Genomic DNA, 24137 nt, shown 5'->3' with positions numbered 1-24137 from the left:
GTATCCCATCCTTTACCCTAAGCTAAGCCAGCTTCGGCCGATGGTGTTAGGTTGTCTCAAGATCCCCCAATTTATACCATGAGTTCCGTTTCAGTTGATGAAGGAAATGACCTGGCGTCCGATGGCTTCCCCGGCCAGTACGGTACGAAGCGCCTCCGGGAGCTTCTCCAGCGGATACTCGGTGATGCCAGAGGCCAGCACCGGCTCCGGCTTCCACGGTCCGGCCAGAAGCTGCCAAAGCTCGCGCCGCAGCGGCTCCGGACAAAATACGGAATCGATCCCCAGCAAATTCACACCGCGTAAAATAAAGGGATACACGTTCGTTTCGATCCCGCTGCCGCCGGTTAACCCCGACAAGGCGATCGAGCCGCCATAACGAACCGATTTCAGCAGATCGGCCGTCATAGCCCCCCCCACCGGGTCAACGATGGCCGCCCAGCGCTCTTTGCCAAGGGCGCCTTTGGCTCCCGAAGCCGCCTCCTCACGGGAGAGGACCTCGGCGGCGCCGAAGGCCGCCAGCTTCTCCCGCGCCTGCGGCTTGCCCGTGACCGCGGTGACAGTAACCCCAAGCCGGCTGAGGATCGCCACGGCCATGCTGCCCACGCCGCCGGTGGCGCCGAGGACGAGCACCGGCCCTTGTCCGGGCGCCAGCCCGTTATCGAGCAGGCGCCGGACCGACAACGCTGCCGTAAACCCGGCCGTTCCGATTGCCATTGCTTCGCGGAACGAAAGGCCTTCCGGCAGCGTCACCAGCCAGTCGCCCGGGACACGGGCGACTTCAGCAAACCCGCCCGCGTGCGTCACGCCAAGCCCGTAACCGGTGCACAGCACCCGGTCCCCGGGCTTCAGCCGCGGATCGCGGGAGGCGGTTACCTCCCCGGCCAGATCAATGCCGGGGATAAATGGATAGGTTTTAACGATTTTTCCCTCTGGTATGCTTGCCAATCCGTCTTTATAGTTGACGCTGGAATAATGCACCTTGACGGTCACATCGGCGTCAGGAAGCGCCGAGAAGTCTACCTGCTCGACCCCTGACCGAAACCCGGACTCGTCCTGGTGTACGCGAAATGCACGAAAGGATGGGTTCATCCTCTCACTCTCCTTCCATTCGGGATGTAAGCTTCCGAATAACGCTTTGATCATAAAAGAAGCTGCACATTGCCGCTTCCCCTAATATCGTGTTTTGTCCACTTTCTGGCCTGTTTTTAGAGATAAGGATGTTCGTGTTTAGCCAGAAGGATTTTCCAACGCCGTTCTACCTCTTGTTCGAACTCCGCAAGAGCCTCAGCGTTCTCCGGCTTCGTCAAATGACGGGTCTTGCCCATCGTCTTCAGCCAATCCGCCAGCGGAATGCGGTTGCCCTTCTCCTCCGGATTGTACGTGATTGTGGTTTGACCATGCTCCACCTCGTACAGCGGGAAGAAGCAGGAGTTAACGGCAGCGTCGATGATATTCGTGCCCTGATCGTCCGGCGAAATCCAGTTGAGCGGGCAGGCTGTTAATATTTTACCATAAACCAGTCCTTCATTTTGCGCGTACCATTGGGCTTTGGCTGCTTTCTTCACCAAATCCTGCGGGTAAGCCTCGCTGCCGGTAAACACGTAAGGAATGTTGGTGGCCGCCATGATTTGCGGCGTGTCTTTGTGCTGGAACGTTTTGCCTTGCTGCGCTTTGCCGATGTTCGACGTAGAGGTACGGTGGCCAAGCGGGGTCGAATACGACAGCTGTGCCCCGGTATTCATATATCCTTCGTTATCATACTCGATGATGATCATTTTATGACCGCGCAGCGCCGCTCCGATCGCCGGCCCCATGCCGATGTCCATGCCTCCGTCGCCGGTAACCATCACGAACGTAAAATCGTCCTTCAGGCCAAGCTCGTCGAGCTCACCGCGGCGTTTTCTTTCCCAGAACATTTCGACGACACCGGACAAAGTGGCCGCTCCGTTCTGGAACAGGTTATGGATGTACGTCGCTTTATGGGACGAATACGGATACCCAGTCGTGACGACCATCGCGCAGCCCGTATGGAACAGGGCCACGATGTCGCCTTCGATCCCTTTAAAGAACAGCTCTAGACCGGAGAAAATCCCGCAGCCCGGACAGGCCCCATGCCCCGGTGCAATCCGCTTTGGCTTCTTCGTTAATGCGCGAAGCGGCGGAATGCGCACGCCAAGCTTGCCGGTTTCTTCATTCTTCGTGACCGTGATCAGGCCGGTCTTCAGGTCCTCAAACTTCAGCGGATTCAGCACCCGCTTAGGCGCTTTCTCCGGATCCCCCGGGGTATGTCCATAGTAATCAAACGGCACTTCTACCCGGCCTGTTTTCGCCGCTTCGATCGCCAATTGGAAGAAGTGATGCCCGTCCTCGGCATAAAACTCCTTGCCCCCCAGACCGTATATCCGGCTGATGACCTTCGTTGTATGATTTCCATGCGTGAACAGCGCAGCTTTAATCTCATTAACCATATTACCGCCATAAGCGCCATAGGAATCACCGCGGTCGCCGACCGTGATCGCTTTCACGTTCTTCAGCGCTTCGGCAATTTGTCTTTGCGGGAAGGGCCGAATCATATTTGGTGCGATCGAGCCGGCTTTGATGCCTTGGCGGCGCAAATCATCCACGACGTCTTTAATAATTTCAGATGCCGAGTTCATGAGGAAAACCGCCACCTCTGCGTCTTCCATCCGGTACAGATCCAGCATTTTGTACTCGCGTCCGGTCAATTCCGCATATTCGCCGGCAATCCGTTCAAAGACGCGTTCCGCGTTATACATCGCTACGGACTGCTGATAGCAGTTATTGATGTAATCCGGCTCGTTCATGTACGGCCCGACGGTAATCGGGTTGTTGCGATCCAGCGTATGCGGGAAGCCGCCCGGCGGGCGTTCACCAACGAATTTCAAAACGTCCTCACGGTTTGCGAAGGTATGCACGCGCCGCTTTTGGTGGGACGTAAAGTATCCGTCGGACGCGACAAGCACCGGCAGCCTTACCTCCGGATCCTCAGCCAGCTTGATCGCGATCAGGTTCATATCGTATACCGCTTGCGGATCTCGGCACATCAGGATCGGCCAACCGGTGTTTAGCGCAAAATAAAGGTCCGAATGGTCGCCGTGAATATCCAGCGGTCCGGAAATGGAACGACAAACCAAGTTCATGACCATAGGGAAACGCGTGCCGGACTGCACCGGCATTTGCTCCAGCATGTACAAGTAACCTTGAGCACTGGTCGCGTTAAATACCCGACCGCCGGCGGTTGAAGCGCCGTAGCAGATACCGGCCGAGCTATGTTCGCCGTCCGATGGAATCAGCTTGATGTCATGCTGTCCGTTTGCTTTCATCAAATCGAGAAATTGCGCTACCTCGGTGGAAGGGGAAATCGGAAAGTACCCCATAATATGATAATTGATCTGGCTGGCCGCATAAGCTGCCATTTCATTTCCTGACTCATAAACCACGCGCTGCTCAACCGTGCCGGAGTGGCGTTCTTTCTCCAAATCGATCGCCATGATGAACATACCACCTTTCCTGCGTATTAGCGTATCGCCAAATCAAACAGATGCGGTACGCGATGCGCCTCCGCATACCCTTCTTCCTCCCGCTCCCCGGACAAGGCGTCCGTTGGACATGCGTGGATACATTTTAAACAACCTTTACAATATTGATAGTCGATGCCTTTTAGGAACATTTGCGGTCGGCCCTTCTTATCGGGGCGTTCCTCCCATACGAAGCAATTATCCGGGCAGACGTTGTCGCATTGGGCGCAGTGAATACAAGACTCTTCCTTGAAATGCGGCATCATCCCAGAACGGGAAATACTAAGGTCCTTCAGGATGCTGTTGCCCGGATTGATAATCAACCCGCCGATCGGCTGTGTTTCATAACCAAGCACCGGCGTATCAGCACGAACGAAGGCCGGCATGCTTACACCTTCCGGCAAAGCAAACGTTTCAAAGACAACTTCATGATAACCCCGTTCGAACGTCGCAATAGCTGGGGCTACGGTTTGCGGATATTTCTTCTCCAGCGATTTGCGGATGACGTCTTTCATCGTTTCAGGATCGAGGAATGGGCACAACCGGAATAAGGCACCCAACATCGCCATGTTCACCCGGTTTTTCTCTTCGAGCGCAATGCCGGTGGCATCGATCACCGCGATCGTGCCGCCGATCAGCTTCATTTTCTTCTTAAGCTCCTGCGGAGTTTTGCGCGAATTCACCAATACGGTGCTGTCCTCGTAAATGCCGCTGATCACGTTCACTGTCTTGGCGAGCGCCTCATGAAAGATCCCCACAATATGCGGGCGTTCTACTGGCGACGTATCGCGAATCGGCGTACTCAGATCGCAGAAGCGGATATGCGCCTTGACCGGGGATCCTTTTTTCTCCGAGCCATAAGAAGAAAAGCTGACCCCATTCAATCCGGCTCCCTCAACCCCGGCTTCGGCCAGCATTTTCCCTGCCAAGTTCGCACCCAGCCCACCAATGGATTCCAAACGGATTTCAAAAAATCCCAGCTCGTTTAATTTCGGTAATTGTACCACGCGCTTGACTCCCTTCTTCGCAAATGCGAGCTCTTCACGACGTAAATAAGTGCTAAACATGACATCAAACGATATCTTTCTTAATTTTAAAATTTATCATAGATGCGATGTGACTTATGTAACAAATGTCATATAGACATTCTTGTCTAGGCGGATACACCACCCCGCCCAGGAATGAATAGGATAGCGGTAAAACAACTTCAGGAGGAACCTCAAAGGATGATACCCAAGTACCCTTATTACAGCTCGAAAACGGTCTGCCAAGAACAACCAATTACCTTCCCGCCGCAACATCAACCAAGACAACCCGGCTTAGAAACCCTGATGGTTCCGCCCCCGATCTCCGAAAACCCCGCTTACGTCGGCAGCGGCAAGTTGAAGGATAAGGTCGCAATTCTGACCGGCGGTGACAGCGGCATCGGGAGGGCTACGGTGATTGCTTTTGCCAAAGAAGGCGCAGACTTAGCCATCGTTTATCTGGATGAGCACGAAGATGCCCAGGCAACCAAACGGCGCGTTGAGGAACTGGGACGACGGTGCCTGCTCATTCCCGGCGACTTGCGCCAAGAGGCTTTCTGCCATGCAGTGATTCATCATACCCTGCATCATTTGGGGAAAGTCGATATCCTGGTGATCAATCAGGCGGTTCAATTTCCTCAGCAGCAAGGGATCGAAGCAATTTCGACCGAACAGCTGTACCAAACCTTTGCCACCAACATCTTCCCTCATTTCTACTTGACCAAGGCCGCGCTTCCCTATTTGCGACCCGGTAGTACCATTATTAGCACCGCCTCGATCACCGCATACGCCGGCGCTCCGCTGCTGATTGATTATTCCTCTACCAAAGGCGCTGTCGTTTCCTTTACCCGCTCCCTGGCGCTGTCGCTCGTTCATCGAGGCATTCGTGTCAATGCCGTGGCGCCGGGACCGATCTGGACCCCGTTGATTCCATCCAGCTATTCTGCGGAATACGTGTCTACGTTTGGCCTGGAAACTCCGATGAAGCGAGCCGGGCAGCCGTTTGAATTGGCACCGGTCTTCGTATTCCTGGCTTCCGACGATTCCAGCTATGTGACCGGGCAAACGATCCATGTCAACGGCGGCGCGATGGTTACGAGTTAACCTTCGGGGAGAACGACAAAAGCACCCTTTCCAAAAAGAAAGAGTGCTTTTTCGCATGTTTGCTTCAATATATTAATGCCCCGCCATCAGACTTGGGTCTGGTTGCGTTCCTTCGGCTGCTGAATTCTTGCCTGCTTCGGTTTGCTTCTTTGGCTTAGATAAGAATAAAGTCAGCAGGAAGCCAGCAGCGGCAATGCACGAAGCCAGGAAATAGGTATCCCCAAAGCCGGATGCGGCCGCCTCCAGCGGATTTCCGCCTTGTGCTGCCTCCTTCATATGGCTGCTGATTTGGGAAGTCAGATAGCCGGTTAAGCCGGCTACCGCGAAGGAGACGATAACTTGTTGCGCCGCCGTCATTAGCGGGGTAACCCGAGCCACCAAATGGCGCGGCGCGGAGTTTAGAATATGCGTGTTCAGCGGCATCATCGTCAGACCCATCCCGCCGCCGAGCAAACCAAGCGGCACCAACACCATCGCCAGCGGCGTTTCCGCTGTAATTCGCGACAGCAGGAACAAGGCCGTCGATACGATACCAAGGCCGATAAAGGCCAGCGGCCGCGCACCAACCCGGTCAAACAAGCGCCCGCTGATCGGCATGAAGAACGCCGACATCAATGCTTGAGGCAGCAAGTAAATCCCGGTTTCCAACGCGTTGTAGCCTCTGACTTGCTGCAGGTATAACGGAGTCAGAATCATCGAACCAAACAACGCCGCTTGGGCAATCCAGACCAAGATGATCCCCCGGGTGAAATGAGACGAACGGAACACACGCAGCTCAAGCAGCGGTTGTTGATGTCTTATTTCAACGAAGATGTACAGAAGTAAGGCAAGTCCTCCTACGCTAAGACCCGTAATTGTCGTCGCTGAGGTCCAGCTGGTTCCCCCTTCACTCACGCCGTAGGTCAGCATCGCAAAAGCGATCGGAGCCAGGATCATCCCCAGCTTATCCAACTGTGGCGCCTCCCGTCGACTGGACTTCGGCAAGAACCGCAGCCCGATCAGAAACGCCACAATCCCAATTGGCAGATTGATCAGAAAAATCCAGTGCCAGCTGACGTTCTCCACCAGCCAACCGGATAGTACCGGACCTAGCGCAGGCGCCAGCAACATAGGTACACCCAGCGCCCCCATCACGGCTCCGCGCTTCTCAGGTGGTGCCAGCTTAAACACCATCGCAAACCCGATCGGCGATACCATCCCGCCGCCCAGACCTTGAATGATGCGATAGATGATCAACTGCTCCGGCGTCTGCGCTACGGCACACAACACCGAACCAATCGTAAACAACGCGATCGTCATCAAGAAAATGCGTTTCTCCCCAAATTTATCGGTCATCCATCCCGCTAGCGGAATGACGGCAGATAAAGCCAGCGTATACCCTGTGATCGTCCATTGCACCGTCTTTAAATCGGTTGCGAAGAAGTCGACCAGCTTAGGTACGGCCACGTTAACCACCGTGCTGTCCAAAATGACCATAATCATCCCAACGATGACCGCCATCAGCGGTGCGATAATCGACCGGATGGAAAATTCTTTGCTTTCGATCGAACTCTCCACAGTATTCGGCATCCTCTCACTCAGCTTTCTTTCTAAATTTAAACACCGTTTAAAACAATGTTTAAAACAAATTTAAATGGATGCCGCCGTTTTGTCAAGGCATTTGTCATCGGTGGCTTCTGCAAGATCTGGTTCGCTCTTCCTTCCCCGCTGCGCCTTATTCTTGACACCTGGAGTGAGAGCGTATTATGGTAGTTTCTATACGGGCAGTAGATTGGATGGCATAAAGGAGCGAAACTATGAGCAATTGCGCCGAGGGGCCGACAACCAAACAGAATATTCTACAGGCTACGTTGGAGCTCATTAAAACCGAAGGGGCCGATCAAGTCACCTTGCGCAAGATCACGGCTGCGGCCAATGTCAATTTAGCTCTAGTGAATTACTACTTTGGCTCGAAGGACAACTTGATTAACGAAGCGCTGAAACTGCTGCTGACAACGTTTCAGGGGAATTTCTCCGTCTTGGACGATACTTCGCTACCCCCTAAAGATCGATTAAAGGCATTTCTTCTCCAATACGTGGATTCAGTACTGCAATACCCCGGTTTGTTGCATGAAGTCTTAGGCAAAGGACGAATTACTTTTGAATCCCGGCAGGACTTCACCGGTTTTATGAAAACGACCGGATTCAGCAAGATTACTGGCGTGCTGGAGGAGATTACCGGCGAGACCAATCCGGATATTCTTTTTATTATGATGATGCAAATCAATGCAGCCGTCCTCTTCCCGCTCGTCTTGGCAAGGCAGATTAAGCAACTGGAGAACCGTCCGGGCAAAGAAATCGTTGAGCGGCAAATCGATATTTTGTTTGATCACTACTTCGCGAAATATGAGTCGTGTCGTTAACTTGTCGAAATCAGCCTTCTATCCGCCGATTTATAGCGCTTTTTGCGCTTTCCCGAGAAATAATTTCCAACGCAAATGAAGACCGCTTCGCCGCCGATTGGCGAGAAGCGATCTTTCTGTCTTAAGGGGGTTAGAAGAAGTTAATCCTCATGCTGCCCCATATATTCTTCGATCATCTTTTGCTTTAACTCCCAGGCTTCCTGGCTTAAGCTGATGCGGTAAATTTCCGGGTTCAGCTTGCGGAGATATTCTGGCCAGAATAAATTTAACTGCTCGCGGTGGTACTCACGAATTTCATCCAGCGTTGGCAGCTTGTACACGAGCTGACCATCCACAAAGATCGGCTGCAGCATGGACACCGCTTCATAGTTTTTGACTGACTTTTTGATATAAGGATGTACCGGATCAAACAATCGGAGTTTGCCGCCCGTCCGCGCTTGCTGTTCATGCGGAAAACAGATGTAATCGGCAATCGCTTTGCCGCTGTCTTTGCTGACAATGCGCAATACGTCTTTTCTGCCGGGGGTTGTGACTTTTTCCGGATTACCGGAGATCTTGATCGTGGGCACCATCTGACCGTCCTTCTCCCGTTCAACCAGCTTGTAGACGCCTCCGAGAGCCGGTTGGTCCGCTGCTGTAATCAACTGAGTCCCTACGCCCCAAATATCGATCTTCGCACCTTGTGCCTTCAGGTTAAAAATCGTATTCTCGTCCAAGTCGTTTGACGCGACGATTTTGACATAAGGTAAGCCAGCGTCGTCCAGCATTTTGCGGGCTTGAATCGACAGATAAGCTAAATCGCCGCTGTCCAAGCGGATGCTAGCCAGCCGCTTGCCTGCGGCTTCCAGCATTTTGCCGGTGCGGATCGCATGCGGAACGCCGCTTTTGAGCGTATCATACGTATCGACCAGCAGGGAAACCTGATCCGGCAGCGCTTTGGCATACAACTCAAACGCTTCCTGCTCCGAGTCGAAGATTTGCACCCACGAGTGGGCATGCGTTCCTCGGGTCGGAATGCCAAAGATCTCACCAGCGAGCAAGTTGGACGTCCCATCAAACCCGGCCAAATAAGCAGCCCGAGCCCCCCAGATGGCCGCATCTGCTTCTTGTGCCCGGCGGGTGCCGAACTCCAGCAGCACGTCGTTCTCGGCGACCCGTTTCACCCGTGAAGCTTTGGTGGCGATCAAGGTCTGGAAATTCATAAAGTTTAGCAACGCCGTCTCAATCAGCTGTGTTTCCATAATTGTGCCTTCAACGCGGATCAACGGCTCGTTCGGGAAGCAAAGCGCCCCTTCGGCCATCGACAGCAGCGTGCCTTTAAATTCAAAGTTACGCAGCAATTCCAGAAATTCCGGCTTATAGTTCTCTTCTTGTTTGTCCAAATACGCTAAATCCTCTTCCGTAAACCGCAGCTGCCGGATATAGTCCACGATCCGCTCCAAGCCTGCAAACACCGCATACCCGTTGCCAAACGGCAGCTTGCGGAAGTAGGCCTCAAATACGGTCCTCCGCAAATGCGTTCCGTTCATCCAATGCGCATAGATCATGTTGATCTGATATTTATCGGTATGCAGTGCTAAACCCGTGGTTGGCATCGCCTGTTCATCCTCTCTGGCTGTTCGTTACGTTTGCTCCTAAACTGGTGCGGAAATGCCCCAGCGCCCAGGTATGTCCCTCCGGGTTAAAGCTGGCTACCGCATCTTCGTATACTGTAATTGCAAATCCCTTGTTATAAGCCTCCACCGCCGTATGCAGCACGCAAATATCCGTGCACACGCCGATCAGATGCACCTCCGTAATACCGCGTTCCCGGAGCTTCAGCTCCAGGTCCGTTCCACAAAACGCGCTGTATCTCGTCTTATCCATCCAATAGATGCGGTCCTGGTTCTTCGCATAAACCTCAGACAACCGCCCGTACAACGCACGGCCTTCCGTATCCCTCAGATTGTGGGGAGGAAACAGCTTCGTTTCCGGATGCAGGTGGTCTTCCCGCTCGTGCAGATCTACGGCCATCACGACAAAATCCCCTTGCGCCACAAAGGATTCCGTTATCCGGCAAATCGCCGGTTCAATATCGATGGCCGGCTGGCCCACCGGAAGGTTACCGTCCACGAAATCCTTCGTATAATCGATGACGATCAGAGCTTTCATGATTTCACTCTCCCTTCACACATTCCATTTGCCGCAACTAATATTTCATTATGTAAAATATCTTAAGTGTAAATCGAAAGCCGCGGGGTGTAACCAGTAAATCGGTACAATTGAGCCGGCCGTTGCGAATATTGGTTAGACAACATCGGCTTGCCATTCTCGTCACGCACTTCTTCCAGTATCCCCTGACGACTGCGCGTCGATGTAATTTTGCGGATAAAATTTAGCTCTTCAAAGTCTGGAACGACCGTTTGAATCACCTGATACAATTCGCCGAGAGTGAAATGCGGCGGCAAAAATTGCTTCGCAATCGTCGTATGCAGCATCTGCTGCTGAATCCGTTTATAAGCGTCTTGCAAAATCTCGCGGTGGTCGAAAGCGAGCTGCAGATCCTCTAAGGCTTCTCGAACGGTAAACAGACCAACCTCTTGGGCATCATCCGCCGATTGCCGTTTCTCCAGCACCCATTCCTCTACTAACGCGAAAAAAGCGTGGGAGATAATCCAGCCGCGCGGGTCCCGCCCCGGCTTGCTGTAGACCCCCAAATATTCAAGATGTGAGCCGTCGACACCGGTTTCTTCCTTCAGCTCGCGACGCGCGGTTTCGTACAGCGATTCATCCTCCTGCGAGAAACCGCCCGGCAATGCCCAGGCCCCGGCGAACGGCCAGCTCCGCCGACGGATCAGCATGACCTTCAGATCAAAGCGCGGCAGCGATTTGGTCGATGCTTTTCGTTCCTGCCTCGTCAACGTAAACATGACGATGTCGGCCGGGATTCCGTCCGGCGTGCGATATTTTTTAACCTCATTAACTACCTGCTTTTGTTCTTCGTTCATCACGTATCACCACATCGTCTAGGATAACGCCGGCCGATTGAAGTCCGGCACTTACGAATTCAAGCGATCTAACCCGAAAGACGGCCCCCTGCTCACTTCGGCAAGCGGAACGTTGCCGTCGATATGCATCCGAGGGTTCCTTCTTCGTTACGAACCTCGGAGCGGAGCGTCATCGTCCGATGGGTCTCATGGATTGGCATCGCCGACACCACCAGTTCCCCTGTTCGCATGGGGCTGAGAAAATTGACATTCAAATGGGTGGTTACCCCAAGCTTCCCTTTAATCGTTGCTACCAGCGTGCCCATCGCTTGATCCATCATGGACGACAGCACGCCCCCATGGACGATGCCCATGGAATTGAGGTGGGAAGCCCCCGCTGTAAGTCCCAACTTTACCAGGGATTTGTCGGCAGAAATGAGGCGCAGTCCCAGCAGACCCCAGAACGATTGCTCATCCCGCCGCAGCACTTCTTCGCTCCAATCATCCATCTCGGTGTCCCCCCTATCCTTGCTTCTCTTTATATTATAGTATTCCGATGCGACGTTGCTTCAATCATTACAGACAAGATGAAAAAAAGCGGAGGGGTTGCCTCCGCACCAACTGCCTCGCATTACTCTCCGTATCCGGATGAAACAGCCGGCTCGCTGCCCGACTCGACGTTCACTTTGCTGGCTACCGTATCGCGGATGACAGAAACGACGAGCTGGAGCAGATAATTGATATCGCTTTGGCTCTGCTGGAACTCCGTAACGAGCGGAATCTGATCGAGTTCGTCCTGCAGCTCCTCGATTTCACGTTCGATCTTCTGCACCATAGCTTGGTTCTGGAACGTTTCAAATGCGACGATTTCCTTCTGTTTCTTCTTAATTGCACTGATCAACGCCTGCACGCGGTCATGCTTCTGGATCAGCTTCTCCGCCTTCTGAAATTGCTGAACCTCTTCACTGGTACCGATCAGTTCAGCCAGCTCTTTGGCCTTCTTCATAATATCCTCGCGGATGACCAGGTCCCGCGAATCATACTTCGGAATTCCGCAATCGGTTTGATCTTTGTGCTGTTCCACTGTCAATAACCTCCCCTGCATTACGCCAATTTGGCGGTTTGCTCTACGAGCTTGCCTTTGATGTACCAAGTCATCGGATCGGTAATCTCCACCTGGACAAACGTTCCGATCAATTCCGTTCCGCCCTCAAAATGGACAAGCTTGTTGGTGCGTGTACGTCCGGATAACATATGGGCGTTGTTTTTACTCTGGCCTTCGACCAGCACCTCAACGATCTGTCCGCGCAACGCTTCGTTACTGTTGCGGCTGAATTCGTTAATGGTATCGTTTAACTTCGTCAGCCGCGCTTTCTTCACTTCCATCGGGACGTTGTCTTCCATGACGGCAGCCGGCGTGCCTTCCCGTGGCGAGTAGATAAATGTATACGCCGAATCGTACCCTACCTCGCGTACGAGGGACAGCGTTTCCTCGAACTGCTCCTCGGTTTCACCCGGGAATCCAACGATAATGTCCGTGGTGAGGACGACGTTTGGAATTTTCGCCTTGATTTTACGCACCAGTTCAAGGTAATGTTCACGGGTATATTTGCGGCTCATCTTCTTCAGCACTTCGCTGCTGCCCGATTGAACTGGCAGATGAATGTGCTCCACCAGATTTCCGCCTTTGGCCAGAACATCGATCAGCGCATCGTCAAAATCGCGTGGATGCGATGTCGTAAACCGAACGCGCGGAATATCGATTTGACGGATATCGTCCATCAGATTCGCAAACGTATAGTTGATATCGGTAAAGTCCTTACCGTAGGCGTTGACATTTTGCCCCAGCAGCGTAATCTCTTTATAGCCCTGACGCGCCAGCTCACGAACTTCGGCAATGACGTCCTCCGGACGGCGGCTGCGCTCCTTGCCCCGCGTAAACGGCACGATGCAATACGTACAGAACTTGTCGCACCCGTACATGATGTTCACCCATGCCCGCATGCCTTCGCGCTTCTTCGGCAGGTTCTCGATGATGTCGCCTTCCTTGGACCAGACCTCAACCACCATCTCTTTGCTGAACAAAGCTTCTTGAATGAGATATGGCAAACGGTGAATGTTGTGCGTCCCGAAGATCATATCCACAAAACTGTGCTTCTGCAGGATCCGCTTCACGACACCTTCCTCCTGCGACATACAGCCGCAAACGCCCAGCAGCAGATCCGGCTTCTCCGTCTTGAGACTCTTCAGGTGACCCAGCTCACCAAACACCTTATCCTCTGCGTTCTCCCGAATCGCGCAAGTATTCAGCAAGATAATGTCCGCCACTTTGCGGTCCTCGGTCGCACGGTAGCCCATCTGCTCCAGCAAACCTTTGATCGTTTCGGTGTCATGCTCGTTCATCTGGCAGCCAAACGTATAGACGATATAATGCTTGCCAACGCCAATCCCCTTCAGTTCTTCGGGAACGGCATTTTCATACAGCACCTTCACGTCTTCTTTCCCGCGTTGTTTCTCTTTGCGTTGGTTCGGCTCGGACAAAATTTGAATATCCCGGCCACGGATTCGGATTTTCTTCCCTCGCTCATCCTCCGAAATGACCCGGGCGTCCGAGAAGTCAAAGTATTTGGCGTAATCTTTCGTTTCCTTAGCCATGTGCCCGTTCACTCCTTTACCTGATCTATCTTCGTTCCATATGGGCATCGTTATCATTCATAAAAATGCATTACACTAAATTATAACATGGCCAGGCTTCGATATCCAGATAAACGCCGTATACGTGGAAACGCAAATAGACCCGTTCGATGAACGGGTCCTTTCTAATCACAGTTAGAATCCCTTGTATTGAGGTTCTTCGCTTTCCAGCTGCGCTACGCGGCTTTCCACTTGCGTTACGATTTGCTGCGTTTGTTGCGCGCATTGCGTAAACAGATCCTTCGCTTGCTGGTTTTGCGTGCTTAACGCGAATTGCTCCAGGCTCGCTTGCGCGCTTTTTAACGAAGCTAAGGCCGTTTTGACTTGAGATGCTACTGTCACAATTTCACCACCTTTGTTTTGGCATGTTGCTTATGAACAATGCATAATTTCACCTGCTCGAAATTGATTCATACGCCCTGTTCCCCTTCCACATATTACCTTAGTAAATTTACGCATCCCCGCGCATAATTGGGATATCTCGCCTTGGATTGTCTACGAAAGGAGTATTCCCCATGCCAATGTGGTTGGAAGTTATCGTCCGAACGTTGGTGGCCGTCGTCGTGTTATTTGTGCTCACCCGGCTGCTCGGAAAGAGGCAAATTTCACAGCTTTCCTTCTTTGAATACATCACCGGGATTACGATTGGGAGTATTACCGCCTACATCTCCCTGGATATTAATACAGACTGGTATCTCGGGCTAATTGCCGTTACCGTCTGGTTTCTCGTATCGCTTGGCATCGAATTTTTGCAGCTCAAAAGCAAGAAAGCACGGGATATGATCGACAGCAGCAGTACCGTGCTGATCAAGGATGGCAAGATTCTGGAGGAGAATCTGAAGAAGGAAAAGCTGACCAACGAAGAGCTCATGGAGCAGCTGCGGAAGAAAAGCATTTTCAAAGTGGCCGAAGTCGAGTTTGCGGTCATGGAGCCCGATGGACAAATCAACGCGATGCTGAAGAACGAATATCAGCCGATTACGCCGGCTCACTTGGGGATCAAGGTTGCTCCCCAGCCGGAGCCGCAAACCGTCATTATCGACGGGAAAATTATGGACGAGCCGCTCGCTACACTGGGACTCAACCGGAAGTGGCTGAATACCGAGCTTGAGAAGCTGGGCGTTTCCCTGGATAACGTCAATTTAGGGCAGGTTGATGCGTACGGCCAGCTTTATGTCGATTTGTACGACGACCAGATCACCGTGCCGCAGCCTCAAGAAAAACCCGTCTTGCTGGCCCAGTTGAAGAAGTGCGAAGCCGATCTGGAGATGTTCGCTCTCTCGACGGACGAGGAAGAAGCCAAGAAACTGTACGGCGATTGTTCGGTGAAGCTGCAGAAGGTCATCGATCAAGTCAAACCGTTATTAATCCAATAGGAGGATGGGAGCATGGCCAAGAAAAAAAACAAGCAGTTGACTCCTACGCAGCAGCAGTATCAGCGGCTGGCAAATGCCCATGAACCAAAGCGCCCGGTGGCTGTCAATTGTCTGAGAGCCTTTTTGGTCGGCGGATTGATATGCCTGCTTGGAGAATGTATCCGACAGGCCTTTATCCATTTTGCTCATATGAGCGAAAAAGAAGCCGCCAACCCGACGGTCGCCATTCTCGTGATCTTGTCCGTGCTGCTCACGAGCTTTGGCGTCTATGACAAAATTGCACAGTGGTCCGGGGCAGGCACCGCCGTCCCCGTCACCGGCTTTGCCAACTCGATGGCCTCGACGGCGATCGAGCACCGGCCGGAAGGCCTGGTGCTGGGTGTGAGCGCAGGAATGTTCCAATTAGCCGGACCCGTCATTGTGTTTGGAACGGTGGCCGCTTTTATCATCGGGGTGATTTACGCGGTGTTTATCCCGGGGTATGCCGGAGGTGGGCACTGAGATGCTGAAAGGCCATCAAAGCTGGGTATTTGAAAATAAACCCAAAATCATTAGCACCGCTACCGTTGTGGGTCCCTTTGAAGGCCAAGGACCGCTCGCTGAAGATTTTGATATTATCCATGCCGACCTCTATATCGGCCAAGACAGCTGGGAAAAAGCCGAAAAGACGCTGCTCGAAGAGTCAGCGCAGCTGGCGATTAAACATGCTGGGTTAACCAAGGAACAGATTCAGTTCTATTTCGGCGGCGATTTGATGAATCAGATCATCAGCAACAGCTTCGCCGCACGGACGTTAAGCATTCCGTATATCGGCATGTTTGGCGCCTGCTCGACCTCGATGCAGACGCTGGCGATGGCCGCCTACGTTGTCAATTCGGGAGGCGCGAAATATGCCATAGCCGGAACCTGCAGTCATAACGCCAGTGTGGAGAAGCAATTCCGCTACCCGACGGAATACGGATCGCAGAAGCCGCCTACCGCCCAGTTTACGGTCACCGGGTCAGGCTCTGTCGTGTTATCCCCTGAAGGGGACGGTCCTTCGGTGACGTCAGCTACCATGGGCAAAGTCATCGACATGGGCATCACCGACCCATTTAATATGGGCGCTGCGATGGCACCGGCAGCCGTCGATACGATCCAGGCCCACTTCCGCGACTTAGAGATCGAGCCGTCTTACTATGACCTGATCGTCACCGGGGACTTGTCCAAAGTCGGATATGCCATCGCGAACGATTTGTTCGTCCGGCACAATTTCCCCATCAAGCAGACGACCTACATGGACTGCGGCATGATGATTTACGACTACGAGAAGCAACAAGTTCAAGCCGGCGCCAGCGGATGCGCCTGCTCCGCCGTCGTCACCTACGGTCATCTGCTGAACCGGATGAAACGCGGGGAATTAAAACGAATCCTCGTCGTGGCCACCGGGGCGTTGCTCTCTCCGCTCTCCTACCAGCAAGGCGAAAGCATCCCCTGCATCGCCCACGCGGTGTCCATCGAAGCTTAAGCTGTTCACACCAAAAAGGGCTTGCCCCACGGCATTTACAGCCGCTGGGCAAGCCCTTTGCTTTTTTTTCAAGTGTAACCGATTAGTCGATGATTTCTGCCGTGTCGCCTGTTTTCGCACCGGCAGCGTTCGCTTCGTCCGTATCGATATGCATATCGAGGGCAAAGTTGTCAGATACGCGCGCAATGACGTTCTCCAACACCAAACCACGTTCTCCGCTCAAACGAACTTTCAGCAGTTGCTTGTCTTTAATGCCCCATTTCTCAGCATCGGAAGTATGGAAGTGAATATGGCGAGCAGCGACGATCACGCCTTGCTCCAATTCGATTTCGCCGGCAGGGCCTTTCACCTTGATGCCAGGCGTGCCTTCAATGTTGCCCGATTCGCGCACCGGAGCTTTAACCCCAAGCGCAAAGGAATCCGTACGGGAAATTTCCAGTTGGGACGCCGGACGGGCTGGACCCAAAATGCGAACTTTATCGAACTGTCCTTTTGGTCCGATGACTGCCACTTGTTCGTTCGCAGCAAATTGTCCCGGTTGGGACAGCGGTTTGAATTCCGTTAATTGATAGCCTTGTCCAAACAAAATTTCAATGTGCTCCTGCGTCAAATGGATATGACGCGCGGATACGCCGACAGGTACAGTTTTGCTCATGTCTACAAACACTCCTCGTATATTCTCTATATCGATGACGATTCACATCGCTACTCATTATACACCTAATGGCGAAAAAAAGGAAAAGGCGTCCACCAGAAATGGACACCTTTCACCTGATTATTTGAATTCTGCAACAAGATTGTCAAACTCGCTTTCAGAAAGTGCCAGCGATTGATGGACCAGCGGCTCTTTCTTAAAGCCGTGAACCAGATCTTCGTAGCATTTCTTCTCTTTGTTCTGATAGATCAATCCGGTGATCATGCCGTTTGTCTCCATCAGCTTCGCCATGGCCATCGCCCGGTTGCTTGGATCATAATCTGGAACGGTCTCGAGATTGATGATGTTCTCTTTGAACCAATCGTACGTATTTACCTTGTTAAAGGTGACGCACGGGCTAAACACGTTGATCAAGGAGAAGCCTTCATGCTGGATGCCTTGCTCGATCAAAGAAGTCAGCTGCTTCAGATCGCTGGAGAACGATTGAGCCACGAAGGTGGCACCGGACGCCAGAGCGATTTCGAGCGGAGACAAAGTCGATTCTACCGAGCCTTCCGGCGTACTCTTCGTCTTAAAGCCTTCACCGCTGCGCGGGGAGGTTTGCCCTTTGGTCAACCCGTAAATTTGGTTGTCCATGACAATGTAAGTGATGTTGATGTTTCGGCGAATTGCGTGTACCGTGTGCCCCATCCCAATCGCGAAGCCGTCGCCGTCGCCGCCTGAAGCGATGACGGTCAGGTCGCGGTTGGCCAGCTTTACACCTTGGGCGATCGGCAGCGCACGGCCGTGAATCCCGTGCAATCCGTAAGCGTTGATATATCCGGAGATCCGTCCGGAGCAGCCGATCCCGGAAATCACGGCAAGTTGCTCTGGCTCAAGACCCACATTCGCTGCAGCGCGTTGGATTGCGGCTTGAATGGAGAAATCGCCGCAGCCCGGACACCAGTTAGGTTTAACGTTGTTACGGAAATCTTTAAACGTTGCCATTTTTCACCAACTCCTCCTGCGCTTTCTTCCCGGCTGCCTTCTTGCACTCTTCGTAGACTTCCGAAGGAAGGAACGGATTGCCGTTATATTTCAGGACATTCACGATTTTGTCGTGGTAACCTACGTTTTGTTTAATCAGGTTAGCCAACTGGCCTGTTGCGTTGTTCTCTAGGACAACCACTTTCTTCGCCTTCTCAATTTGCGGTAGTACTTGCTCCGTGGGGAACGGATGCAGCAAGCGCACCGTCATGTGGTTCGTCTTCAAGCCGTCCTCCGACAGACGGATGCGGGCTTGATCAATCGTACCCCCCGTGGAGCCCATGCCGATGATCAGCAGATCCGGTTCAGTATGCGGGGCTTGCAGGTGAATCGGATTCGTGACTTCCAATTGGGCCAGCTTCCGCAACCGCTTATCCATCATTTTCTTCCGGTTCACCGGACTTTCCGACGGACGGCCGGATTCGTCGTGTTCAACCCCAGTCACATGGTGAATGCCGTTCTTCTCGCCCGGCAGCACCCGCGGGGAGATCCCGTTTTCCGTAAAGGCGTAGCGGTTGAACATGCTTGAATCCTCACGGTCCGGAATATCCTTCACAAGGTAACCGCGATCGATCGTGACTTTGTTGAAATCGAGCATTTCGCAGGACTGCTTCCCGAGGGATAACTGCAAGTCCGTAGCCACGATAACAGGCACTTGATATTTATCAGCCAGGTTGAAGGCCTCTACCGTATCGTAGAAGCACTCTTCGATCGAACTCGGCGCGATCACGATCTTTGGAATTTCCCCATGGGTACCGTAGATGAGTGCGTTGATATCGCTTTGCTCCTGCTTCGTCGGCAGACCTGTACTTGGGCCGCCCCGTTGCGTATCGATGATCACGACCGGCGTTTCGGTCATGCCAGCCAGTCCGATTGCTTCCATCATCAGGGACAAGCCGGGTCCCGCCGACGCAGTCATCGAACGGACGCCCGCATAACTCGAACCAATCGCCATCGTAATAGCTGCAATTTCGTCTTCCGTCTGAATAACCGTACCGCCAAATTTCGGCAATTTCTTAATTAAATATTCCATAATTTCAGAAGCAGGGGTAATCGGGTAAGCACTCATGATTCGGCAACCTGCCGCAACGGCCCCCAGCCCAATCGCTTCGTTACCGATCATAAACAGCTTCTGCTTGCCATCCGCCGGCTCGAGTCTAAACTCCTCCAGAGGTCCTCCAGCAAGCTCAAGCACGAAATCCGCGCCCCGTTTAACTGCTTCGATATTTTTCTCAACAATCGCAGGTCCTTTGCGGCCGAACTCTTCTTCCACCGCTTTGTTAAATACCTCAAGCGGAAGACCGAGCAGCGCCCACGATGCACCGGAAGCAACCATGTTCTTCATCAGCGAAGTTCCAAGCTCTTCGGCAATGCTCGTAATCGGCACCGGGAACAAACGGGCATCCACGCCCTCCGGTACGGTCGGGTTAAACTTAGCGTCCGCTACAATAACCCCGCCGCCGCGCAGTTCATGTGCATTCAAATCGATACTTTCTTGGTCAAAAGCGACTAAAATGTCCAAGTCGTCGGAAATCGCACGAATTGGCTTGGTACTGATCCGGATTTTGTTATTCGTATGACCGCCTTTGATACGGGAGGAGAAATGCCGATACCCGTACAAATAATATCCCAGCCGGTTCAAAGCCGTCGAAAAAATCCGGTCTGTACTTTCAACGCCCTCTCCCTGCTGTCCACCGATCTTCCAAGACAATTGACTAATCAAGATCGCCCACCCCTTTAATCGTATCGCAATGGAAAAATAGAAATAATAATAAAAGTTGTAGAATGCTAACGTGCAAGAGGTCACATTCCGGCCTATTGTTTGTGAACATTCTGTTTCAGAGTCATGTCAATTTTATGTCTCAACTTGGTAAAAAGCAAGCGTTTTCTAGCCTTTTTTCATATAGTAGTTTTCGATCAATTCGTTCTCACAATTGGATGAATTAAAGCGCTTACTTGTGGGAAGGCAACCAAGCCCGCAGGAATGCGGCTGCATTGTCGTACAACCATCCGCGAACAAGCTCTTCCGGGTAGTACTTCAGCAAAGTTTCCTGCCAATTTGTGTAATGTCCCGCATGCCGGAAATCGGTCAAATGGGTGTCGATCCCGTCGAAGTCGGATCCGAACATCAGGTTCTTCGCTCCACCCAATGAACATATCCGCTCGATATGCGGCAGCAAATCTTTGCTGGATGCATTTTTCCCCTCTTTGACGAACCAAGGCACAAAGGTCACTCCAATTCGCCCGCCTAACTTAACGATCGCCTGGATCTGGTCGTCACGAAGGTTCCGTGCATGCGGGCAGATCTGATAGGCGTTGGAATGGGAGGCGATAAACGGCTTGCCGGCAGCCTCCGCGAGCTCCTGCAGCTCCCAAAATCCTTTGATCGACAAATGTGAGACATCCAAAATGATGCCGAGCTCATGGCATAACTTGACCAGTTCCAACCCAGCCGGGGTAAATCCGCCGTTTCGCGGCTCCATGACCCCGTCAGCGGCCCAGTTGGCATAATTCCAGGTTAACCCGAGTAACCGCACGCCTTTCTCATAACAAACACGGACATACTGCAGGTTCCCCTCAAGCCCGTCCGCTCCTTCCAGCGATAACAGCCCTCCGATGACCTCTCCTTGCTCCAGGGTATGTAAATCCTCGACAGACTGCACAGGGAGCACGCCTAGCGGGAGAACCCGTTCCCGAAACAAATCGATTTGTCCGAGGATATGTTCCATTTTCGCTGGCCCCAACTCGCTGGACAGAAAAATGGCGAACGTTTGCAGCTTCACCCCGCCTTCCTCCAATCGGCGAAGATTGACGTCCAACCGGCGGTCACGGGCAAAGTCCAGCTTCGGGTCCAACTGCAATTTGCTTAACACATCACAATGAAAATCGATAATCGGCAGGCTCATGATTTTTCCTCCTCGGTTACCATTATTTTAGCTCAAAAAAAACAAAAAAGCCTGTCTACGGAACGTAAACAGGCGTCATTCTATCCAAAACTTATCTCGGTTCTACGATCAGTTTAATCGCGGTCCGATCCTCACCATCGATGACGATGTCGGTAAAAGCAGGAATGCAAATCAAGTCCACGCCGCTTGGCGCGACGAATCCCCGGGCGATCGCAACGGCTTTGATGGCTTGGTTAAGAGCACCCGCCCCAATGGCCTGAAGTTCAGCAGCGCCACGTTCTCTAAGGACGCCAGCCAACGCACCGGCAACGGAGTTGGGGTTGGATTTTGCTGAAACCTTTAATACTTCCATGGTTAGTACCTCCCTGGGAATATTCGTTGGATTCCACTACTTAGAAGATATTCGTGAGAATTTGGGATATTCCTTCTTTTTCCCCGAAGAGAAAGTTTCGAGAGGCCTTGATTTATCGGACTTCTTGGCGATTAACTAATCCATAATCCATTCGTCTTCCAGTAAACGGATTTTTTGAATCTTCTGAGCTTTGCCCGTGGATTCATCCACATCGACGATCACCGCGTGGAAATGCCACTTCCCTTCGCAGACTTGGAACCGGACAGGAAGCTGTGTGGTGAACTTGCGCAGCACCGCCGTCCGTTCCATGCCCAGGATGCCTTCACGCGAGCCGACCATACCGGCATCGGTCAAGTAGGCCGTCCCCTGCGGCAGGATCGTGTCGTCATTGCTTTGCACATGGGTGTGCGTCCCCACTACGATCGAGGCACGGCCGTCTAGATACCAGCCCATGGCGATTTTTTCCGAAGTGGCCTCGGCATGGAAGTCGACCAGGATACACTTGTGCTTCTTGGACAGTTGACCGATGATCTCATCCGCAACCCGAAACGGGTCGTCGAGCGGCGGCAAAAAGGTGCGGCCCATCAAATTGACCACGGCCAGCTCCTTCCCATTGGCTTTAATCACGGTGTAACCTAATCCTGGCGTACCTGGCGGGTAGTTGGCCGGCCGGACCATTCGCGGCTCCTGATCGATGAAGTCGAAGATTTCTTTATTGTCCCACGTGTGATTCCCCATCGTTAAACCGTGAATGCCCTGATCGAAAAACTCTTTGGCGATGTTGGCGTTAATGCCCCGGCCTGCCGCAGCGTTTTCCCCGTTAGCGATGATGATATGCGGGTTGTATTTAGATTTCAAATGAGGCAGCGTGGCCTTCAGCGCTTTGCGCCCCGTATTTCCAACGATATCTCCGATAAACAGAACTTTAATGCTGGTTCCCTCCTCTGACTACTACCCCTTGCAGCATGTGAGCTCAAGGCTTATCCAAGTAATGAAAAAGCGGCCCGCGAGGGGCCACTTTTCAGCATAACCTTTACTTGGCGTATTCAACCGCCCGCGTCTCGCGGATTACGGTTACTTTGATATGACCTGGATAATCCAGTTCATTTTCAATCGTCTTCGTAATGTCACGCGCCAAGCGGAATGCTTCCGCGTCGTCAATCTTATCCGGCTGCACCATCACGCGAACCTCGCGGCCCGCCTGAATGGCAAACGATTTCTCGACGCCTTCAAACGATTCGGAAATTTCCTCAAGCTTCTCCAACCGACGAATGTAGGTTTCGAGCGTTTCCCGGCGCGCCCCCGGTCTTGCTGCCGACAATGCATCGGCTGCGCCAACCAACATGGCAATGACTGAGGTGGCTTCGCAATCGCCGTGGTGAGAGGCAATGCTGTTGATAACCACCGGATGTTCTTTATACTTCTTAGCCAATTCCACGCCGATTTCGACATGAGATCCTTCCACTTCATGATCAAGCGCTTTGCCGATATCGTGCAGCAAACCTGCCCGTTTGGCAAGAGTGATGTCTTCGCCCAGCTCTCCAGCCATTAATCCGGCCAGATAAGCGACTTCCATCGAGTGTTTCAGGACGTTTTGGCCGTAGCTTGTCCGGAACTTGAGACGTCCCAAGATCTTGATCAAATCCGGGTGCAAAGCATGTACGCCCACCTCGAACGTAGCCTGCTCGCCATATTCGCGAATCCGTTCGTCCACTTCTCTCCGGGATTTCTCGACCATCTCTTCGATCCGTGCCGGATGAATCCGTCCGTCTGCCACCAATTTCTCCAAGGCGGTCCGGGCGATTTCGCGGCGAATCGGGTCAAAGCCCGACAGGATCACCGCTTCCGGCGTATCGTCGATAATGAGATCGATCCCGGTCAACGTTTCGAGTGCACGAATATTCCGGCCTTCCCGGCCGATAATCCGTCCTTTCATTTCTTCGTTTGGCAGTGTTACGACGGAAACCGTTGTTTCCGCTACATGATCAGCTGCGCAGCGTTGAATGGCCAGCGTAATGATCTCGCGGGATCTCTTATCCGCTTCTTCCTTCGCTTGCTGTTCAATATCTTTGATCATCTGCGCCGTTTCATGGCGAACTTCCTGCTCCACGTTGTTCAAAATGATCGTACGGGCATCTTCCATGGTAAGGTTGGAAATCCGTTCGAGTTCCTGAACCTGACTCTTATAGATCAAGTCGATTTGTTGCTGGGTTTCTTCGATCCGTTTCTCTTTGCTGACCACTTGCTCTTCTTTACGTTCAAGCGATTCTAATTTTTTATCCAGCGACTCTTCTTTTTGCAACAATCGTCTTTCTTGTCGTTGTATTTCATTCCGACGTTCACGAATGTCTTTATCAGCTTCGGCTCTCAGCTTATGGACTTCGTCCTTAGCTTCCAGAACCATTTCCTTTTTCAGTGCTTCCGCGTCCTTCCTAGCATTCTCCAGGATTTGGCTGGCCGCGTGCTCTGCACTGGAAATTTTAGCTTCGGCAAGAGACTTGCGAATAAAATACCCGATCACGAACCCAAAGAATAAAGCGGCTGCAACGAGAACGATCCAGATTACTGTGTGCATCTGTTCACCT

Annotated in this window: 23 protein-coding genes; 5 read left to right on the top strand and 18 right to left on the bottom strand. The window is 52.5% G+C overall.

Annotation, left to right across the window (positions count from 1 at the left end):
• Nucleotides 1-90: 90 nt before the first annotated feature.
• The 3 genes from NSQ80_RS09450 to NSQ80_RS09440 all read right to left on the bottom strand — a co-directional run bounded on the left by NSQ80_RS09450 (nt 91) and on the right by NSQ80_RS09440 (nt 4546).
• Nucleotides 91-1089: an acryloyl-CoA reductase gene (locus NSQ80_RS09450; RefSeq protein WP_339302093.1), complete on the bottom strand. Its 999-nt coding sequence runs from the start codon at nt 1087-1089 to the stop codon at nt 91-93.
• 116 nt (nt 1090-1205) lie between these two features.
• The gene (locus NSQ80_RS09445) at nt 1206-3512 is read right to left on the bottom strand and encodes a thiamine pyrophosphate-dependent enzyme (RefSeq protein WP_339302092.1); all 2307 of its coding nucleotides are present in this window, start codon (nt 3510-3512) and stop codon (nt 1206-1208) included.
• 26 nt (nt 3513-3538) lie between these two features.
• The gene (locus tag NSQ80_RS09440) at nt 3539-4546 is read right to left on the bottom strand and encodes a 2-oxoacid:acceptor oxidoreductase family protein (protein ID WP_339302091.1); all 1008 of its coding nucleotides are present in this window, start codon (nt 4544-4546) and stop codon (nt 3539-3541) included.
• 219 nt (nt 4547-4765) lie between these two features.
• Here NSQ80_RS09440 and NSQ80_RS09435 point away from each other — a divergent pair, with 219 nt between their 5' ends.
• Nucleotides 4766-5668 carry an SDR family oxidoreductase gene (locus NSQ80_RS09435; protein ID WP_339302090.1) on the top strand — a complete coding sequence of 301 codons (903 nt, stop codon included), beginning with the start codon at nt 4766-4768 and terminating at the stop codon, nt 5666-5668.
• Between the two features lie 72 nt (nt 5669-5740).
• Here NSQ80_RS09435 and NSQ80_RS09430 read toward each other — a convergent pair whose 3' ends face one another.
• Nucleotides 5741-7168, bottom strand: a complete 1428-nt coding sequence (locus NSQ80_RS09430) for an MDR family MFS transporter (protein WP_260070605.1) — start codon at nt 7166-7168, stop codon at nt 5741-5743.
• Nucleotides 7169-7464: 296 nt separating this feature from the next.
• Between NSQ80_RS09430 and NSQ80_RS09425 the strand changes: the two genes are divergently transcribed.
• Nucleotides 7465-8070: a TetR/AcrR family transcriptional regulator gene (locus NSQ80_RS09425; protein ID WP_339302089.1), complete on the top strand. Its 606-nt coding sequence runs from the start codon at nt 7465-7467 to the stop codon at nt 8068-8070.
• Between the two features lie 140 nt (nt 8071-8210).
• On the opposite strand, the gene NSQ80_RS09420 is transcribed toward NSQ80_RS09425, so the two are convergent.
• From NSQ80_RS09420 to NSQ80_RS09390, 7 genes are all read right to left on the bottom strand, one after another.
• Nucleotides 8211-9665: a nicotinate phosphoribosyltransferase gene (locus tag NSQ80_RS09420; protein ID WP_009223099.1), complete on the bottom strand. Its 1455-nt coding sequence runs from the start codon at nt 9663-9665 to the stop codon at nt 8211-8213.
• A 7-nt stretch (nt 9666-9672) separates the two neighbouring features.
• Nucleotides 9673-10221 (bottom strand): isochorismatase family cysteine hydrolase, encoded by a 549-nt coding sequence (locus tag NSQ80_RS09415; RefSeq protein WP_009223098.1) that lies wholly within the window; start codon nt 10219-10221, stop codon nt 9673-9675.
• Nucleotides 10222-10283: 62 nt separating this feature from the next.
• The gene (locus NSQ80_RS09410; RefSeq protein WP_028539115.1) at nt 10284-11057 is read right to left on the bottom strand and encodes an NUDIX domain-containing protein; all 774 of its coding nucleotides are present in this window, start codon (nt 11055-11057) and stop codon (nt 10284-10286) included.
• Between the two features lie 92 nt (nt 11058-11149).
• On the bottom strand, nt 11150-11545 hold the full coding sequence (locus tag NSQ80_RS09405; RefSeq protein WP_028539116.1) for a PaaI family thioesterase: 396 nt from the start codon (nt 11543-11545) through the stop codon (nt 11150-11152).
• A gap of 122 nt (nt 11546-11667) precedes the next feature.
• Nucleotides 11668-12120: a YlbF family regulator gene (locus NSQ80_RS09400; protein ID WP_009223095.1), complete on the bottom strand. Its 453-nt coding sequence runs from the start codon at nt 12118-12120 to the stop codon at nt 11668-11670.
• Nucleotides 12121-12140: 20 nt separating this feature from the next.
• Nucleotides 12141-13691 (bottom strand): tRNA (N6-isopentenyl adenosine(37)-C2)-methylthiotransferase MiaB, encoded by a 1551-nt coding sequence (gene miaB / locus NSQ80_RS09395; RefSeq protein WP_260070597.1) that lies wholly within the window; start codon nt 13689-13691, stop codon nt 12141-12143.
• 174 nt (nt 13692-13865) lie between these two features.
• Nucleotides 13866-14072 carry a DUF1657 domain-containing protein gene (locus NSQ80_RS09390; protein WP_009223093.1) on the bottom strand — a complete coding sequence of 69 codons (207 nt, stop codon included), beginning with the start codon at nt 14070-14072 and terminating at the stop codon, nt 13866-13868.
• Between the two features lie 173 nt (nt 14073-14245).
• Here NSQ80_RS09390 and NSQ80_RS09385 point away from each other — a divergent pair, with 173 nt between their 5' ends.
• From NSQ80_RS09385 to spoVAD, 3 genes are read left to right on the top strand one after another with little or no spacing between them, the layout of a single operon-like run.
• A complete protein-coding gene (locus tag NSQ80_RS09385; protein WP_009223092.1) occupies nt 14246-15106 on the top strand; it encodes a DUF421 domain-containing protein in 861 nt (286 codons plus the stop codon).
• Nucleotides 15107-15118: 12 nt separating this feature from the next.
• Complete coding sequence (gene spoVAC, locus NSQ80_RS09380) at nt 15119-15607, top strand: stage V sporulation protein AC (RefSeq protein WP_260070596.1); 489 nt, start codon at nt 15119-15121, stop codon at nt 15605-15607.
• A gap of 1 nt (nt 15608) precedes the next feature.
• Nucleotides 15609-16613 carry a stage V sporulation protein AD gene (spoVAD, locus tag NSQ80_RS09375; protein ID WP_260070595.1) on the top strand — a complete coding sequence of 335 codons (1005 nt, stop codon included), beginning with the start codon at nt 15609-15611 and terminating at the stop codon, nt 16611-16613.
• A gap of 82 nt (nt 16614-16695) precedes the next feature.
• Here spoVAD and NSQ80_RS09370 read toward each other — a convergent pair whose 3' ends face one another.
• From NSQ80_RS09370 to rny, 7 genes are all read right to left on the bottom strand, one after another.
• Entirely contained in the window at nt 16696-17268 is a 573-nt protein-coding gene (locus tag NSQ80_RS09370; protein WP_009223089.1) for a phosphate propanoyltransferase, read from the bottom strand.
• A 120-nt stretch (nt 17269-17388) separates the two neighbouring features.
• On the bottom strand, nt 17389-18255 hold the full coding sequence (locus tag NSQ80_RS09365; protein WP_009223088.1) for a 2-oxoacid:ferredoxin oxidoreductase subunit beta: 867 nt from the start codon (nt 18253-18255) through the stop codon (nt 17389-17391).
• On the bottom strand, nt 18242-20017 hold the full coding sequence (locus NSQ80_RS09360) for a 2-oxoacid:acceptor oxidoreductase subunit alpha (protein WP_323076473.1): 1776 nt from the start codon (nt 20015-20017) through the stop codon (nt 18242-18244). The genes NSQ80_RS09365 and NSQ80_RS09360 overlap by 14 nt, the downstream gene beginning before the upstream one ends.
• A 229-nt stretch (nt 20018-20246) precedes the next feature.
• Entirely contained in the window at nt 20247-21200 is a 954-nt protein-coding gene (locus tag NSQ80_RS09355) for a membrane dipeptidase (RefSeq protein WP_009223086.1), read from the bottom strand.
• A 91-nt stretch (nt 21201-21291) separates the two neighbouring features.
• A complete protein-coding gene (locus NSQ80_RS09350; RefSeq protein WP_006286829.1) occupies nt 21292-21552 on the bottom strand; it encodes a stage V sporulation protein S in 261 nt (86 codons plus the stop codon).
• Between the two features lie 135 nt (nt 21553-21687).
• Nucleotides 21688-22482 carry a TIGR00282 family metallophosphoesterase gene (locus NSQ80_RS09345; protein WP_036643757.1) on the bottom strand — a complete coding sequence of 265 codons (795 nt, stop codon included), beginning with the start codon at nt 22480-22482 and terminating at the stop codon, nt 21688-21690.
• Between the two features lie 103 nt (nt 22483-22585).
• Nucleotides 22586-24127 carry a ribonuclease Y gene (rny, locus tag NSQ80_RS09340; protein WP_260070592.1) on the bottom strand — a complete coding sequence of 514 codons (1542 nt, stop codon included), beginning with the start codon at nt 24125-24127 and terminating at the stop codon, nt 22586-22588.
• Nucleotides 24128-24137: the final 10 nt, after the last annotated feature.

This window comes from Paenibacillus sp. FSL K6-2441 (assembly GCF_037964765.1).
GTDB lineage: Bacteria > Bacillota > Bacilli > Paenibacillales > Paenibacillaceae > Fontibacillus > Fontibacillus phoenicis.
The sequence above is the reverse complement of the archived record's forward strand: the minus strand, read 5'-3'. Positions and strand labels throughout refer to the sequence as shown.